The following is a 14,934-nucleotide window of genomic DNA, read 5'->3' as shown; positions in this document are numbered from 1 at the left end:
CAGGCGTATTAGGCGAAGTATTCGGGCGCAAGGAGGCCGGCGACCCCACGGCCGAGACCCACGACATCGAGGACCCCGCGGTGGAGGCTGAAGTGCCTCTGCTTATTCGTGATGCAGATTCGTCTCAGCACCAGGCTATCATCGACGTCATGCGCGGGCGGAATCTGGTCATCAAAGGTCCTCCCGGAACGGGCAAATCACAGACGATCGCCAATGTTATCGCAGCAGCCTTGGCGAAGCGTCGGAAGGTCCTATTTGTTGCAGAAAAGACCGCGGCCCTCGACGTGGTGAAGAAGCGTCTCGATGATGCCGGACTCGGCGAATTCTGCTTTGAACTACATTCGACCAAGGCCAAAAAGTCGGAAGTGCTGGCCGGCCTCGAACGTCGTCTCAATCTCACCGCCACAAGAACGGTCTCCTCCATCACGGCGTCCCTGGACGAATTGCAGTCGCTGCGTAAACGCCTCACCAAACATGCCGTGACAATGAATCGGCCTTTCAGCGCCCTGGAAGTGTGTGACCGGGGTATTTGGCGCAAGATGACCATCCACGACATCCTCTGGGCGGAGCAGCGCACACGCGCCATCGTTCCGCGTTTCCAGGGGCTAGACCGGGTATTCTTGCCCGACGCCATAGTGACAGCCAGATTTGACGCCGAGCGCCGACGCGACCGCCTTCTGGCCATTGAGCAAATCGTCTCTGAGACGATCGAGCGGTTCGGTGGTGTCAATGCTCACCCTTGGTCTTTCGTTACGCGTCCTAGCCTCCAAGTTCTCGACGTGCCCGAGGTTGTCGATGCGGTGGGTCGCGCCAAATTGACCCTTGAACTTCTGTCTCGTGCCACCACACTGCTCGGCGCCCTCAAACTGCAAGTCCCAGAAACCCTTGCAGACTTAAGGGTATTTGGGGCGGTACTGTCCTCTCTTCCGTTGCCAGAACCCATGGCAGAGGACCATGTGGTGCGCCTCATCTTGAGGGACCCGACTTGCGAGGAGGCCGTCCGTGCCGTCATCGCCGATCTTTTGGCACGTACTGAAGCGTTGGCCGAGCGTGACCAACTGCTGGTATCCAGTACCACAACCCTCAGCAGAGAGGCTGCTGCCAGTCTAGCCAGCCGAGCGAAGGTTCTGGGCCTTTCAGATATGACCCTAAGCCAGATTGCCGAAAAGGCCGTGCAGGCCCGCAGTGAGCTGGCACGCCTGAATAGCGTAGTCATGCTAGCTAAGAGCCTTTTCGATGCCTTGGGAATTCAGGGGCTGATTTCGCCTAGAACGCTGCGTCTTGCCGTGCAGGCGACCGATCTCATCGCCCGTACAGATCGCAACGTGTTACTTGGCCGTATCCCCTCGGTAGTCGAAGAAACGTCGCATGTTGCACTTGAACGGGCACATGGGCGTCTATCGCACCTGCGTGCCAAGGATGCAGAGTTGCGGGAGAGATTCGTTTTCGACGCCAGCCTATCGGTGATTGATCTGCGTCGTCACGCGGGTGTACTCAAAACAACAGGTACACTCGGCAAATTTGGCGGTGAGTTCAAGACAGCCAAGAAGACTGCTTTGGCAATGCTCAAGGGTAGCGAGAAGTATACGGAAGCGAGGCTAGCTGAACTTCTCATCGAAATAGCTGAGCATCTCGAGGCTCGACAAGCATTCGATGGCGATCAAGCTCTACGCGCCATCTGTCAGCATCGTTTCGTTGGGCTGGAGACAGACATCGGCTCGCTCTTAGCCGCCAACCGTTTTGCAACCGATGTCCGTTCAGTTTTTGCTGGCCTTGGGGATGCGGAGACCGCCATCCGTCGTTTCTTACTTCACAGCGACGTTGAAAGCCTGGATGGCCTGAAGGCGATGGCTGCCGATGATCACTTCGGCGAACTACGTCAACTCGCCAGCGATGCTACGCATTTGGACGTGGATCTTGCAGAACGCTGCTCCGCCCTGGAACGCCTCGGGCTTGAGGCCGACGTATTGTGCAATGCCTTCTCGGCCGGCGGTGTACGTGCCGACGCTACCCCTACTCAGGCCGAAGGGGTCATGTCCATCCTGGCACGCATCGAGGAGATCGATACGCGCCTTGTGACGTCCAAAGGGCCAGCCTTGCTTGGCACAGCATGGCATGGCGGCGAGACTGACTCGGCCGCTCTCGAAGCCGCTCTTCGTTCTGCGAACGCTCTGTATACTCATGCCTCCGACGATACGGTGTGCCAAGCCATCGCGGCGCAGCTCAACGCCTCTGAGACGGTGCAGACCCTGCGCGAGGTGGGTAACGAGTTGAAAGAACGAGCGAGGGACGCCTCGTCCGAGCTCTCTGCCATGTTAGGGGTCGTGATAGAGGAGCACCTTATAGACCACGAGGTTGGCGTATTCGCAGCCAAGCCTACCTCAGAAGTGGTCGGCCTTCTGCGTAGGGCTGGTGAGGAACGAGACGAGTTGATGCGCTGGGTCACGCTCCGGAGAGGCATCACAGATGCAAGGGCCGACGGCCTTGGGCCTCTGCTAGATGCCTATGACGAGGCCAATGAGCCTTACCAGAGAACAGCCGATGCATATGATCGGATTCTCCACCGCTCATTGGCCAGGCGAGTCATGGAGCAATACCCTGAACTTGGATCAGCATCCGCGCTTTCGCTAGATGATCTTCGCCGCCGGTTTCAAGAGCTTGACAGGCGCATAATGGACATGCGTCGGCTTGAGCTGGTCAGTTCGCTGGCTGCTGCCCCTGTCCCGCAAGGCATACAATCACCCAAGAAAGGTGAGTGTACGGAAGCGAGTTTGGTACGTAACGAGATAGCGAAAAAAAAGAGGCATATTCCCCTACGCGATCTCCTGGATCGGGCGCAGGGGGCAATCAGAGCTCTGAAGCCTTGCACTATGATGTCTCCTGCCTCTGTGGCGCAATTTCTCAAGGCCGGTCAAACCTTCGACCTTGTGATCATCGACGAGGCCTCGCAGATGCGCCCCGAAGAGGCCATCTCGACGCTCGCCCGTGCGAAGCAGGCCGTCATTGTTGGTGATTCTCAGCAGTTGCCGCCATCGAATCACTTCGCCCGCCAGGGTGTAGACGGTCAGTCGGATAGGGAGGAGGAGTTCGAGAAGGTTGTCGCAGAGAGCATCCTGGATGTGGCCAGCACTGCTTTCCAACCACTACGGGAGCTGCTGTGGCACTATCGTTCCCGCCACGGCTCGCTCATAGCGTTCTCCAATCGCCACTTTTATGGGGATCGTCTCATTGTCTTCCCTTCACCCCAAGAGGGTCATCCACAGTACGGGGTCAAGTTCGTACCGGTCTCAGGACAATATCGCGCCAGCGTCAACGTACCCGAAGTCAATGTGGTTGCCCAAGCGGCGGTCGATTTCATGGCCAAGAATCCGGACAAAAGCCTGGGCATCGTTGCGCTCAACCAACCTCAGCGCGACCTTATATTGGCCGAAATGGACCGTCTGTTCGTGCGCAACACGGTGGCCGAGTACTACCGAGCACGATGGGCGTCTGGCCTGGAGCCTTTCTTCGTCAAGAATCTTGAGAACGTCCAAGGAGATGAGCGCGACGTCATTTTCATCTCAACCGTCTATGGCCCCGACGAGCAGGGTAATCTCATGCAACGGTTTGGTGACATTGTAGGTGGCGCCGGCGATCGCCGTCTCAACGTACTCTTTTCACGAGCCAAGCATGGAGTGACAGTGTTCTCCTCCATGCGCCCCGATCAGATACGAGTTGGGGTCGACACCCCCCGTGGAACGCGGTTGCTTAAGGACTATCTCCAGTTCGCCGCGACCGGCCGACTAGACAGCGGTACGGTGGGAGTTCACCAAGAGTGTGACAGCGACTTCGAACGCTTCGTGAAGGAACGTTTGGAAGCGAAGGGTTACGAGGTCGTTGCGCAAGTCGGCGTGGCAGGTTTCCGAATTGATCTTGGCGTACGCCACCCCGAATGGCCATACGGCTTCTTGGTCGGTATCGAGTGTGATGGAGCAGCCTACCACTCCAGTCTGTCAGCACGTGACCGTGATCGCCTACGCCAGCAGATTCTCGAAAGCCTCGGTTGGACCATCTACCGTGTTTGGTCGACGGACTGGTTCAGGGACCAGAACCGAGAGATGGCCAAGATGTCCGCTTTCATTGAGCAGACCTTGCGAGAGTCTCTGTCACGCCGCGTAGAGGAGCAGGCTCGGCGTGACGCTCAGGTACTTGCCCAAGGACAAGAGTCGGAAATCGAGGACATCAGCTCACCGTTCACCGAATCTGATGGCGAGGACGAAGGCGAAGATGAGATGGAAGAAAATCCTGAAGTCCTCCACCATGCATTCCCAAGCGGCAGTGCCATCCGGCCTTAGTCGACTTTTAAAGAAAACGCCTCCCTTGACATATGCCGCGACATATGCCTGCTATGCACCATGGAACCCACCCGCCACGTCAAACTCTTCAAGAACGGCCGGAATCAGGCCGTGCGCATCCCCCGGGAGTTCGAGCTGCCGGGCGAGGACGCCGTCATGCACAAGGAGGGCAACCGGCTGATCATCGAGCCGGTGGCACCCAGGTCGCTGCTGGCTCTGCTGGCCACCCTCCCCGCCCTGGACGAGGATTTCGCGCCGATCGAGGATCTGCCGCCGGACGACGTGGCGCTCTGATGCGCTACTTGCTGGACACCAACATCCTCTCCGACCTCATCCGGCATCCGCAAGGGCGCGTCGCCGAGCAGATCAGGCGCGTTGGGGAAGCCGAAGTCTGCACCAGCATCATTGTCGCGGCGGAGCTGCGCTTCGGCGCCGCCAAGCGCGGCTCCGCGCGGCTGGCGCAGCAGCTCGAAACGGTGCTGTCCGTGCTGGACGTGGCGCCATTCGAGCAACCGGCAGACGAGGCCTACGGCGCCATCCGGGCGCAGCTGGAGCTGGCCGGCACGCCCATCGGCGGCAACGACCTGCTGATCGCGGCCCAGGCCAAGGCGCTGGGCTGCACCGTAGTGACGGACAATGAGCGGGAGTTCGGCCGGGTCGACGGGCTCGCGTGCGAGAACTGGCTGCGGGGATCGTAGGCACGGCGGAGGCTTGGCATTTCACGCCGGGCAAGAGGTTACCCCCTTGCGTAGCTCAAACCACTGGCAACTCGGGACCCATTGTGCTACAATGCACATCTCTTGTAACACATGGTGGTGGCACGATGAGCGAAGCAACCTTCACCTTCCGGGTCGACGAGGCTCTGAAAAACGAATTCTCCAAGGCGGCCAAGATGCGGGACCGCTCCGGCGCCCAGTTGCTGCGTGATTTCATGCGCGATTACGTGCAGCAGCAGCTTAACGCCGCCGACCACGATACGTGGTTCCGCGAGCAGGTCCAACTTGGCTTGGACGCGGCCAATGCCGGCCGTCTGGTCCCCTCCGCCGATGTCGAAGCGCGCTTCGCCGCACGCCGCGCCGCCACGCGCCGCAAGCTTGAAACCGGCGAATGAGGACGCTGTACTGGACGACCGAGGCCATCCAAGACCGCGACATCATCTACGATCACATCGAAGCGGACAATCCGATCGCCGCGCTGGCTCTGGACGAACTCCTGGCTGAAAAGGCGGCGCGTCTGATTGACCATCCAAGCCAGGGCCGCATTGGCCGCGTCGCCGGTACGCGCGAGCTCGTGGCGCACCAGAATTACATCCTGGTCTATCAGGTCACCACGGACGCCGTCGTCATTCTGCGCGTGCTGCACGCTGCCCAGCGTTGGCCCTGACCAAGCTGGAAGCATGCGGTTCACACCGCATCTTCCCACCAGCTTCCCCTCACAATCCCCTCGGGCGGACGACGGTGAGGAGCGGCGGTTCAGGGCATGCAGGGGGTGCCGCCCGCATCCAACATGACCGCCGGCATGGCCAAGCGGGGTCATGCGCGGCCCGCAGAGGCGAGCAAGGGACCTCGGAATTTCGTTTCGAACCTACTACGAATCTGAGGGTCAGGAGTGCCGCCTTCGTGTGAGAATCCGCAATTATGGAAAGAGCCGGCCGAGGCCCTATTCACCGCAGGTTGCGTCTTTTTTGCACATAGAGTGAAAGCATGGTATGTAGATAAGCGTATAAGCGCCTATTGTCAGGAGTCAGCCATGCCCAACGACACCACGACCCGGTGGACGGTATCTGTGTCGAAGGATACCGATATCTCGGTCCGCAGCTTCCTTGCCCAGCGGGGGATGAAGAAGGGGGATTTGTCCAAATTCATCGAGGACGCCGTCAAATGGCGGGTTCTGGAGCAGACCATGGCCGAGGCGCGGGATAAGTTCTCTGATCTGGAACCGGGCGAGCTGGACGACTTGCTCGAAGAAGCCGTCGCGGCAGCACGTGAGGAGACATCTGCGAAAAGCGCCGGCTGACCCGTGCGTCTTGTCATCGACACCAACGTGCTCATCAGCGCATTGCTCGCGGGCACGTCGCTACCGGCCCATCTGATCGTGCTCTGGCGCCAAGGGCGGTTCGATCTTCTGACCTCCGCCGGTCAACTCGACGAATTGAGGCGCGTGACACGCTATCCGAAAATCCGCGAACGGCTGGCCCCGGCGCTGGCTGGGCGCCTTATCAACGAGCTGCGCGACCTTGCGGTGGTGGTCAATGACCGCCCGGTCATCTCCGTCTCCCCTGATCCGAACGACGATTACCTGCTGGCGATTGCCGCGGCGGGCGCGGCCGATTTTCTGGTGACGGGTGACAAACGCGATCTGCTGGCCCTGCGGCTGTACGAAGGCACGAAGATCGTGACCGTGCGCGATTTCCTGGCCCTGCATCGGCGGTGATGGGGTGGTCTAATTGCTGGCAGGAGTTTCATCTTGCCTCACCCCGAACTGGGCTAGATACTGGCATTGTGATGGGCCGTACCCCTTGCTCGTCAGCGAGTTGACCTATGGACCAACCGGACACACTAGCAGCGCTGCAGGCAGAGAACGCTCGCCTGATCGCGCTGCTTGAAGCTCATGGCGTCGCTTGGCGGCAGCCACCTCCATCTGCCCCAACGGTAGGAGAACCGGAATCGTCGCACCTTTCCACGGAGGAGAAGGTCGCTCTGTTCCGTCGCCTTTTCCGCGGTCGCACCGACGTCTACCCCATCCGCTGGGAAAGCAAGAATTCCGGAAGATCCGGCTACGCCCCAGCCTGCGCCAATGAATGGCGGCCCGGAATTTGCGAAAAGCCGCGCATCAAATGTGGTGATTGCACCAACCGCTTACTGAGTCCGCTGTCCGACACTGTAATTTATGACCACTTGGCTGGCCAGCATACGATCGGTCTGTATCCCCTATTGGAAGATGATACCTGTTATTTTCTGGCAGCAGATTTCGACGAAGCCGAATGGCGGGATGATGCGCGCGCTTTCATGCAATCTTGCAGCGAGCTCGGCGTCCCGTCTGTTCTGGAAGTTTCGCGGTCCGGCAACGGCGCGCATGTTTGGATTTTTTTCGCTAATCGCGTACCGGCGCGGGATGCCCGCCGTCTTGGCACGGCCATCATCAGCCATACCTGCTCGCGCACGCGGCAACTGAAGCTGACCTCCTATGACCGGCTTTTCCCCAACCAGGATACGATGCCCAAGGGTGGCTTCGGCAATTTGATCGCATTGCCGCTGCAGAAGAAGCCCCGTGAGAAGGGCGGAAGTGTGTTCGTCGATACCAACCTCCAGCCGTACCCCGATCAATGGGCATTCCTGGCTGCCATTGCGCCGATGCCGGTCGAGGATATCGAGCCCACCATCCTGCGCGCCACGGGCGGCGTTCATCCGCTGGATGTCACCTTCATCGACGACGAGGATTTGGCTACCCCATGGCGGCGTGAAAGCGCGGCGCCCCAGAAAAAATTGGCCGGGCCCATGCCAACGTCACTGACCGTGACATTGGCCAATCTGGTCTATTTCGAGAAGGACCAACTGCCGCAAGCTTTGGCCAATCGCCTGATCCGGCTCGCGGCCTTCCAGAACCCTGAATTCTACAAAGCCCAGGCGATGAGGATGTCTGTCTGGGACAAGCCTCGCGTCATTGGCAGCGCCGAGAACTATCCGCGGCATATTGCTTTGCCGCGCGGCTGTCTTGAGGCCGCACTCGTCCTTCTGCGTGAGAATGACATAGCGTACGAATTGCATGACGAGCGCGTGGATGGTGACCCGACCGACATCGCCTTCGTGGGCACCCTGCGTCCCGACCAGGAGACAGCCGCTTCGGCCATGCTGAATCACGAGGCAGGTGTGCTGTGCGCGCCGACAGCCTTCGGCAAGACGGTTACGGCCGCGGCGATCATCGCGCGCCGTGCTGTTAGCACACTGGTACTGGTGCACCGCACCGAGCTGCTCAAACAGTGGCAGGAGCGCCTGCAAGCGTTTCTGGGCGTCGGCAAAGAGACGGTCGGCATCATTGGCGGCGGCAAGGCCAAGCCCACGGGCAAGATCGACATCGCCGTGATGCAATCGCTGTCACGGCGCGGTGAGGTCAACCCGTTGGTCGAGGGTTACGGTCAGGTCATCGTGGACGAGTGCCACCATGTGGGTGCGGTTTCTTTCGATGCCATTCTGAAACGCGCGAAGGCGAAGTATGTGCTTGGCCTGACGGCAACGCCAATTCGCCGCGATGGTCAGCAGCCGATCATCTTCATGCAGTGTGGGCCGATCCGGCACAAGGCGGCGAAACCTGCTGGCGCACCTCACGACATGGCAATGATACCGAGGTCGCGTTTCTCGCGGATTGACCTGCCCTCCGACGCTGGAATCCAAGACGTATTCCGGCATCTCGCCACTGACCAGGCCCGCACTGAGGCCATCGCGGCCGAAGTGCACGATGCGTTTCGGCAGGGGCGCAAGGTGCTGGTGTTGACCGAACGCACCGAGCATCTCGACGCCATCCGGGCAGCAGTGACGGGCGTTGTCTCCGATCCATTCGTGCTGCATGGCCGCATGTCCAGGAAGCAGCGTGCGGCGCTGATCGCAGCGCTCGATGCCTTGCCGCCTGATGCGCCGCGCGTGCTGCTGGCCACAGGCAAGCTGGTGGGAGAAGGATTCGACCATCCGCCTCTCGACACCCTGGTGCTGGCCATGCCGATCTCCTGGACTGGAACGTTGCAGCAATATGCGGGCCGTCTGCACCGGGAGCATGCGCACAAGGTCGATGTCCGCATCATTGATTTCGTCGACACCGGACATCCTGCGCTTCTGCGGATGTGGGACAAGCGGCGGCGTGGCTATCGGGCGATGGGGTATCGAATGGCGACCGAGATTGAGGATCAGGGGTGAGACGAGAACGCGCCAAGTTGCACGCTCCCCAAGGGCGTAATCTACACGCCCTCGCGTAGCTTGAACCTCATTGGCAACCCGCTTCGGGCGTGCTACGTTGTACACCTCTTGTAATACATGGGCGTGGGGGCACGATGAGCGAAGCAACCTTCACCTTCCGGGTCGACGAGGCCCTGAAAAACGAATTCTCCAAAGCGGCCAAGATGCGAGACCGCTCCGGCGCCCAGCTGCTGCGTGATTTCATGCGCGATTACGTGCAGCAGCAGCTTCACGCCGCTGACCACGATACGTGGTTCCGCGAGCAGGTCCAACTTGGCTTGGAGTCGGCCAGCGCTGGCCGTCTGGTCCCCGCCGCCGATGTCGAAGCGCGCTTCGCCGCACGCCGCGCCGCCACGCGCCGCAAACTTGAAACCGGCGAATGAGGGCGCTGTACTGGACGCCAGAAGCCATCCAGGACCGCGACATCATCTACGATCATATCGAGGCGGACAATCCGATCGCCGCGCTGGCGCTGGACGAGCTCCTGGCTGAAAAGGCGGCACGTCTGGTTGACCACCCAAGCCAGGGCCGCATTGGCCGCGTCGCCAGCACGCGCGAGCTCGTGGCGCACCAGAATTACATCCTGATCTATCAGGTCGCCACGAACGCCGTCGCCATTCTGCGCGTGCTGCACGCGGCCCAGCGCTGGCCCTGACCAGCGGGAAGCACGCGGTTCGCACCGCATCTTCCCACCAGCTTCCCCTCACAATCCTCTCGGACGTGGGACGGCGAAGAGCGGCGGATTGGGGTCAATAAGGGGCTCTGACTCATTTTTGCTGCTGTTTAGGTGTTATCGTTTGACCGCGTCATTGGGAGTATCTGCCATGCACGGTCGATTTCAACGCGCAAACCTCGCACCAGAAGGCTTCATTGTTGTCTCAGTACAGAATGTCGGCGAAGGTGTCGAAATCCTGCTGCGCTCACGGCATGGTTCTGGGACTTGCCCCGATTGCGGGCGGCGGAGTTACCGTGTTCAGAGCAGATATATCCGCCGACCATTGGATCTTCCTCTGGGTGGCCGCCGCGCCTTTCTTGCGATCAGGGCGCGCCGGTTCTGGTGTGACACGGCTATTTGCCGGCGGCGTATCTTCTGCGAGCAGTTCGATCATGGCGTTCTGTCTTGCTATGCTCGACGCACTCAGCGGCTTGAAACAATTGTCCATCATCTCGGGCTGGCGTTGGGTGGCAGACCTGGGGCGGCTTTCGCCACTCGGCTCATGATGCCGGTTAGCAAGGACACCTTGCTGCGCGTGGTGCGCCGGCGTGCGGTTGATCAGACTGATGAGCTTCGTGTCATAGGCATTGACGATTTCGCTTTCCGGCGAGGCCAGAGCTATGGGACGATCATTTGCGATCTGGAGCGCCGGAAGCCTGTTACCCTATTGCCGGACCGAACGCTGGAAACGTCTCGAGCCTGGCTTGCTAACCGCCCGTCGATATCGATCGTTGCCCGTGACCGGGGCGGCGGATATGGCGAGGCAATTGCAAAAGGGCGGCCTGAAGCCCAGCAGGTTGCCGATCGTTGGCATCTTATGGAGAATTCGAGCCGAGCTTTTCTGGACGCCGTCAACAAGTCCATGCGGCAGATCAGGCAGTCGGTTGGCGGCAATGACATCGATCCCAAGCTTCTGACCTATGCTGAGAAGCTGCAATACGAAGGCTACCGGCGACGGCAGGAAACAAACGAAGCGATCTTGAAGCTGGCGAACAACGGGACGTCCATCAGGCAGATTGTCCGGCAAACAGGTCATAGCAGAAAGCTCGTTCGCAACGGTTTGCGCGGACAGCGACTGGACGTTTTCCGCACCCGGCCAAGCTCTCTGGACAGCTGGTTGCCGTGGTTAAACAACAGATGGGAAAGCGGTGCCCGCAATGCTCTGGCGCTCTGGCGTGAGATGCGCGCGGAAGGCTTTGTCGGCCAGAGCGGTGTCGTCTCGCAATGGGCACAGCGCCGGCGCCTCGCTGAAAAGGCCAATCAAAGTGGATTTGCACGCACGCCCTCAGCCAAGGTCATTGCCCGCCTGATGACCTCGGCACGGGATGGGCTTGTTAAATCCGAAGCGATCCTGGTGGCAGCCATCGAGGCAAGCGTCCCTGAATTGGTCGCGGCGCGCAAAGCGATTGGGGACTTCCAATCCATGATCCGCTCAAGATCAGCGGCAAAGCTCGTTGACTGGCTGGCGATTGCCAAAGGCAGCCTCATCGGGTCATTCGCCAGTGGCGTCGAAAAGGACCAGACGGCTGTCAGAAACGCGATCGTCTCGCCATGGTCGAACGGACAGACTGAGGGGCAACTCACGCGCCTCAAACTTATCAAGCGACAGATGTATGGGCGCCCGAAACTTGACCTGCTTCAGGCGCGCGTAGTCGGCGCATGAGCATCGCCAGCAGCAAATGTGAGTCAGAGCCAGACCTCAGCGGAAATCGACAATTTTGATGTCTTTGCGCGACTATTAAGTATATTTTTGTAGCACAAAGCTTACAAAATATCCAGTGCCAACCGGTCACGTGCTTCCACGGGATCGCTCCAAGCCAGGCCAACCTGGCCAAGCGTCAGGTTGGCCTTTGGTCCCGGGCGGCTCATGTGCGACTCGCGGTCTGCTTGCTATACAAAAGCGGTCAACAGAGGAGTTGCCAATGTCGCGTGCCGCTACTGCCACATCGTCCTCCGAGGAGGTTTGTCACCTGATTGACGGCCTGATTGAGGCGGCGGCGAAATTTGTGGCGCGCGAGCGTGGCGATGGCATCGTCCGCAAATGGTTGCCCCAGCGCGAGCGGGATGTGCAGGATATGTCCGAGGAGCGGATGCTCGCCATGATGGCGGACGCCGTGCTGCTTTCGTCCGATTTGTTGCTCTCGCAGCCTTCCGCCAGTGGCGCAACCGCGTTTGATCGCCTTGCCAGGAGTTGGGGGAATGCCCCGGTGGCGGAGAGGGAGGCGGTGGCGGCCCTTTGCCGGGCGCGATTCCGCTTGCTGCGTCTGGAGCAAGGCGCTGACGGTGCCGGGATCAGAGTGCGGGATGTTGTCACGGGTGAGGTGTTGCGTCTGGCGGATGCGGAGCTTTTGCCCCTGCTGGACGGTACGACCCTATTCGGCCGCGTGGTGACGCTGCCCGGCGGAGTTGGTTGCCTGGCGGGTGCGGCAACGCCGCTCGATGTTGCTGCCCTGGCGGTGGCGGCCGGCCATCCGGCGGCAGGTGCCTCGGCTGCAAGCGCCAATGTGCGCTGGGCGGAGGCGGTTTATGCCCATGTGGTCCGCCATGGCACGCTGGATGTCCCGGGCCTGAATCGGCCGATGGGCGAGGCTGGCGGCGTGGGGCTGTTTGAAGAAGAGCAAAGCGAGTTGGAAGACCTCGCCATGGCGTGGCTGGCGCTGGACGCGCGGGCACCGGACGCGAATTTGCTTCAGCGCACGCGGCAAACGGCCAGTCTGGCGAATATACTCGATACATTGGCCGCCGCCGTACTGTCCCGCGATGGCGGCAGGGATGATGTTGCCGCGGCCATTGAGCGTTTGCTTTTGGTGCAGTTGGAGGTGGCGCAGCACCGAGAGCGCCATGGCGTTGGCGGGCTTACCCTGGCTTTGATTGCCTCCGGGCTTGCCGATGTCGTTGCCAAACAAGGCTGGCCGCAGCGGGTGCGCACGCTTTTTGAGACGTTGCGGGCAAAACTGACAGGTGGGCGCGTGGCGGAAGACCCCGAGTTGGAACGGCTGGTGCAGCGCATCCAGGCGTTGCGCGCCAAAACCGTGGCGCAAGGTTGCACGGAACATGAAGCGCTGGCAGCGGCGGAAAAGGTGGCCGAGTTATTGGACCGCTACGGTCTGTCACTCGGTGAACTTGAATTTAGGGCACAGTCTTGCGAGGGCATTGGTATCCAGACCAACCGCCGCCGCATCGCACCGATTGATGAATGCATCCCAGCAATTGCGAATTTTTTTGACTGCCGCGTCTGGGCGGAGCGCGCCGAGGCTGCGCCGTTACGCTATATCTTCTTCGGCCTGCGTGGTGATGTGACGGCGGCACGGTATCTCTACGAGATGGTTGAGCGTGCGTTTGAGACAGAGACCAACGCGTTCCGCGCCAGCGATATTTATTTCGAGATGGCCGGTGAACGGCGAGCCGCGACAAACTCGTTCCAGACCGGCTTGGCGCGGGGCATTTCCGGCAAGCTCCATGCTATCCGCGCCACGCGCGAGGCCACCATGCGCGGTGGCTCGGGCCGTGATCTGGTGCCGGCCAAGGCGGCGATGGTGGAGCAGGAGATGGATAAACTGGGCCTTAGCCTCAGTTCCCGTGCACTCGGCCGCGGCAAGCTGGTTCTTAGCGATGCGTTCGCGGCGGGCGAAGCGGCCGGACAGCGATTTGAATATGCCCCGGGGATTGCCGCGACGGCGTAAGTTCGGACATCACGCCGGCTGCTGCGTGATTGAAGGTCTGACGCCAAGCGCGCTGAGCATTCACGCCCATGAATATTGTTGAATTGAAGTCAGAGTCTGAGTATATCCTGACGGGATATACTCAGGAGTTTTCTCATGCTGGCGCGCACATCCCTGTTCCTCTCCAACCGCTCACAAGCAGTGCGGCTGCCCAAGGCCTTGGCCTTTGCTGATGAGGTGCGCGAAGTGGTCATAGTCCCTGATGGCCCGCGTCGGATCATCGCGCCTGCTGGTACGGCCTGGGATGATTTCTTTGACGCGCCGGGGATTGACCTGAACGGGCGCGAGCAGCCGGCGATGCAGGAACGTGAGCGCTTCTGATGCTGCGCTATCTGCTGGACACTAATCTTTGCATCCGTGTGCTGCGCGACCGGCCGCAGGGCTTGCGGGCGAGGTTCAATGCGAATGCCGAGGCACTTTGTCTCTCTGATGTGGTGCTCTATGAATTGCTGTACGGGGCCGAGCGATCGAACGACCCGCCCCGCATTCGCCGCGATGTGGAGCATTTTTCCGGGCGACTGACGGTTCTGCCGTTTGACAGTGATGCGGCGGCGCACACCGCCGAAATCAGGGCTGAACTTGAGATGCGGGGCTGCGTGATCGGCCCGTATGACCTTATGATCGCCGGGCATGCCCGCAGCCGGGGCTTGGTTGTTGTCACGGGTAATTTGGGCGAGTTCCAACGAGTTCAGGGGTTGAGATGCGAGGATTGGTTGGTATGAGCACCAGTTCCGGCTGTGTTGGGCAGTTGTTCAGGGGGCGTGCTGAAACCATTTCGCCTATGATGAGTGCGATTAGCACTTTTTTCACGATTTACCGTAATGACTTCGCTAAATCTATCACATATATTATCACACAAACGAAAAATTCTAAAAATTATTCATATTTTTCAGTTTATTATTAGGGTCCAGACTCATAAAATCCACCAGACGATGGCGGCAACCAGGTATATTGATGCGGCGAAATTGACTTCGAGCCGGTCGTAACGTGTTGCGATACGTCTGAAGTCTTTCAGGCGACAGAAGGCATTTTCGATGAGGTGTCGATCCCTGTAGGCTTTTTTGCTGAAGCTGAAGGGCTTCTTGCGGTTGCACTTATTTGGAATAACCGGCTTTGTGCCGCGCTTTTTCAGTACCTTGCGTAATTCGGCGCTGTCATAAGCTTTGTCGGCGAGGAATTTCTTGGGCACCTTGGTTGTGTTGATCAGCGGTTCAGCG

General features: G+C 59.9%; 15 protein-coding genes. 14 read left to right on the top strand and 1 reads right to left on the bottom strand.

Annotated features, from left to right (window positions below; genetic code table 11):
* Nucleotides 1–80: 80 nt before the first annotated feature.
* The 14 genes from BUB54_RS10455 (at nt 81) to vapC (ending at nt 14,439) form a co-directional block, all read left to right on the top strand.
* Nucleotides 81–4,334, top strand: a complete 4,254-nt coding sequence (locus tag BUB54_RS10455) for an AAA domain-containing protein (RefSeq protein ID WP_241869471.1) — start codon at nt 81–83, stop codon at nt 4,332–4,334.
* A gap of 60 nt (nt 4,335–4,394) precedes the next feature.
* Complete coding sequence (locus tag BUB54_RS10450) at nt 4,395–4,628, top strand: antitoxin (protein ID WP_048880376.1); 234 nt, start codon at nt 4,395–4,397, stop codon at nt 4,626–4,628.
* A complete protein-coding gene (locus tag BUB54_RS10445) occupies nt 4,628–5,032 on the top strand; it encodes a type II toxin-antitoxin system VapC family toxin (RefSeq protein WP_048880377.1) in 405 nt (134 codons plus the stop codon). The genes BUB54_RS10450 and BUB54_RS10445 overlap by 1 nt, the downstream gene beginning before the upstream one ends.
* 125 nt (nt 5,033–5,157) lie before the next feature.
* Nucleotides 5,158–5,445 (top strand): CopG family ribbon-helix-helix protein, encoded by a 288-nt coding sequence (locus tag BUB54_RS10440; RefSeq protein WP_073211559.1) that lies wholly within the window; start codon nt 5,158–5,160, stop codon nt 5,443–5,445.
* Nucleotides 5,442–5,717 (top strand): type II toxin-antitoxin system RelE/ParE family toxin, encoded by a 276-nt coding sequence (locus tag BUB54_RS10435; protein ID WP_048880648.1) that lies wholly within the window; start codon nt 5,442–5,444, stop codon nt 5,715–5,717. Before BUB54_RS10440 ends, BUB54_RS10435 begins: the two co-directional genes overlap by 4 nt.
* 366 nt (nt 5,718–6,083) lie before the next feature.
* Nucleotides 6,084–6,350, top strand: a complete 267-nt coding sequence (locus BUB54_RS10430; RefSeq protein WP_048880647.1) for a ribbon-helix-helix domain-containing protein — start codon at nt 6,084–6,086, stop codon at nt 6,348–6,350.
* A 3-nt stretch (nt 6,351–6,353) separates the two neighbouring features.
* Nucleotides 6,354–6,767, top strand: coding sequence for a putative toxin-antitoxin system toxin component, PIN family (locus BUB54_RS10425; protein WP_048880646.1), 414 nt, complete (start codon nt 6,354–6,356; stop codon nt 6,765–6,767).
* 107 nt (nt 6,768–6,874) lie between these two features.
* Nucleotides 6,875–9,241, top strand: a complete 2,367-nt coding sequence (locus BUB54_RS10420) for a TOTE conflict system archaeo-eukaryotic primase domain-containing protein (RefSeq protein WP_048880645.1) — start codon at nt 6,875–6,877, stop codon at nt 9,239–9,241.
* Nucleotides 9,242–9,375: 134 nt separating this feature from the next.
* Nucleotides 9,376–9,663 (top strand): CopG family ribbon-helix-helix protein, encoded by a 288-nt coding sequence (locus tag BUB54_RS10415; protein ID WP_073211556.1) that lies wholly within the window; start codon nt 9,376–9,378, stop codon nt 9,661–9,663.
* A complete protein-coding gene (locus BUB54_RS10410; protein WP_048880597.1) occupies nt 9,660–9,935 on the top strand; it encodes a type II toxin-antitoxin system RelE/ParE family toxin in 276 nt (91 codons plus the stop codon). The genes BUB54_RS10415 and BUB54_RS10410 overlap by 4 nt, the downstream gene beginning before the upstream one ends.
* A 169-nt stretch (nt 9,936–10,104) precedes the next feature.
* Nucleotides 10,105–11,658: an ISL3 family transposase gene (locus tag BUB54_RS10405; protein WP_073211553.1), complete on the top strand. Its 1,554-nt coding sequence runs from the start codon at nt 10,105–10,107 to the stop codon at nt 11,656–11,658.
* Nucleotides 11,659–11,917: 259 nt separating this feature from the next.
* Nucleotides 11,918–13,678 (top strand): DUF2786 domain-containing protein, encoded by a 1,761-nt coding sequence (locus BUB54_RS19945; RefSeq protein WP_082075817.1) that lies wholly within the window; start codon nt 11,918–11,920, stop codon nt 13,676–13,678.
* 135 nt (nt 13,679–13,813) lie between these two features.
* Nucleotides 13,814–14,038 (top strand): type II toxin-antitoxin system VapB family antitoxin, encoded by a 225-nt coding sequence (gene vapB, locus BUB54_RS10395; protein ID WP_048880604.1) that lies wholly within the window; start codon nt 13,814–13,816, stop codon nt 14,036–14,038.
* A complete protein-coding gene (gene vapC, locus BUB54_RS10390) occupies nt 14,038–14,439 on the top strand; it encodes a tRNA(fMet)-specific endonuclease VapC (RefSeq protein ID WP_026440725.1) in 402 nt (133 codons plus the stop codon). The genes vapB and vapC overlap by 1 nt, the downstream gene beginning before the upstream one ends.
* A 191-nt stretch (nt 14,440–14,630) precedes the next feature.
* Here the strand turns inward: vapC and BUB54_RS10380 are convergent.
* On the bottom strand, nt 14,631–14,934 hold a 304-nt coding region (locus BUB54_RS10380), incomplete at its 5' end, for a transposase (protein ID WP_139284873.1).

It is taken from the genome of Acidocella aminolytica 101 = DSM 11237, from assembly GCF_900129125.1.
Lineage (GTDB): Bacteria > Pseudomonadota > Alphaproteobacteria > Acetobacterales > Acetobacteraceae > Acidocella > Acidocella aminolytica.
The sequence above is the reverse complement of the archived record's forward strand: the minus strand, read 5'-3'. Positions and strand labels throughout refer to the sequence as shown.

What these genes read in the sequence shown, in the direction of transcription:
- BUB54_RS10430 (WP_048880647.1), top strand. Translation starts at nt 6,084, where the DNA reads ATGCCCAACGACACCACGACCCGGTGGACGGTATCTGTGTCGAAGGAT.
- BUB54_RS10445 (WP_048880377.1), top strand. Translation starts at nt 4,628, where the DNA reads ATGCGCTACTTGCTGGACACCAACATCCTCTCCGACCTCATCCGGCAT.
- BUB54_RS10450 (WP_048880376.1), top strand. Translation starts at nt 4,395, where the DNA reads ATGGAACCCACCCGCCACGTCAAACTCTTCAAGAACGGCCGGAATCAG.
- vapC (WP_026440725.1), top strand. Translation starts at nt 14,038, where the DNA reads ATGCTGCGCTATCTGCTGGACACTAATCTTTGCATCCGTGTGCTGCGC.
- BUB54_RS10410 (WP_048880597.1), top strand. Translation starts at nt 9,660, where the DNA reads ATGAGGGCGCTGTACTGGACGCCAGAAGCCATCCAGGACCGCGACATC.
- BUB54_RS10415 (WP_073211556.1), top strand. Translation starts at nt 9,376, where the DNA reads ATGAGCGAAGCAACCTTCACCTTCCGGGTCGACGAGGCCCTGAAAAAC.
- vapB (WP_048880604.1), top strand. Translation starts at nt 13,814, where the DNA reads ATGCTGGCGCGCACATCCCTGTTCCTCTCCAACCGCTCACAAGCAGTG.
- BUB54_RS10405 (WP_073211553.1), top strand. Translation starts at nt 10,105, where the DNA reads ATGCACGGTCGATTTCAACGCGCAAACCTCGCACCAGAAGGCTTCATT.
- BUB54_RS10440 (WP_073211559.1), top strand. Translation starts at nt 5,158, where the DNA reads ATGAGCGAAGCAACCTTCACCTTCCGGGTCGACGAGGCTCTGAAAAAC.
- BUB54_RS19945 (WP_082075817.1), top strand. Translation starts at nt 11,918, where the DNA reads ATGTCGCGTGCCGCTACTGCCACATCGTCCTCCGAGGAGGTTTGTCAC.
- BUB54_RS10420 (WP_048880645.1), top strand. Translation starts at nt 6,875, where the DNA reads ATGGACCAACCGGACACACTAGCAGCGCTGCAGGCAGAGAACGCTCGC.
- BUB54_RS10435 (WP_048880648.1), top strand. Translation starts at nt 5,442, where the DNA reads ATGAGGACGCTGTACTGGACGACCGAGGCCATCCAAGACCGCGACATC.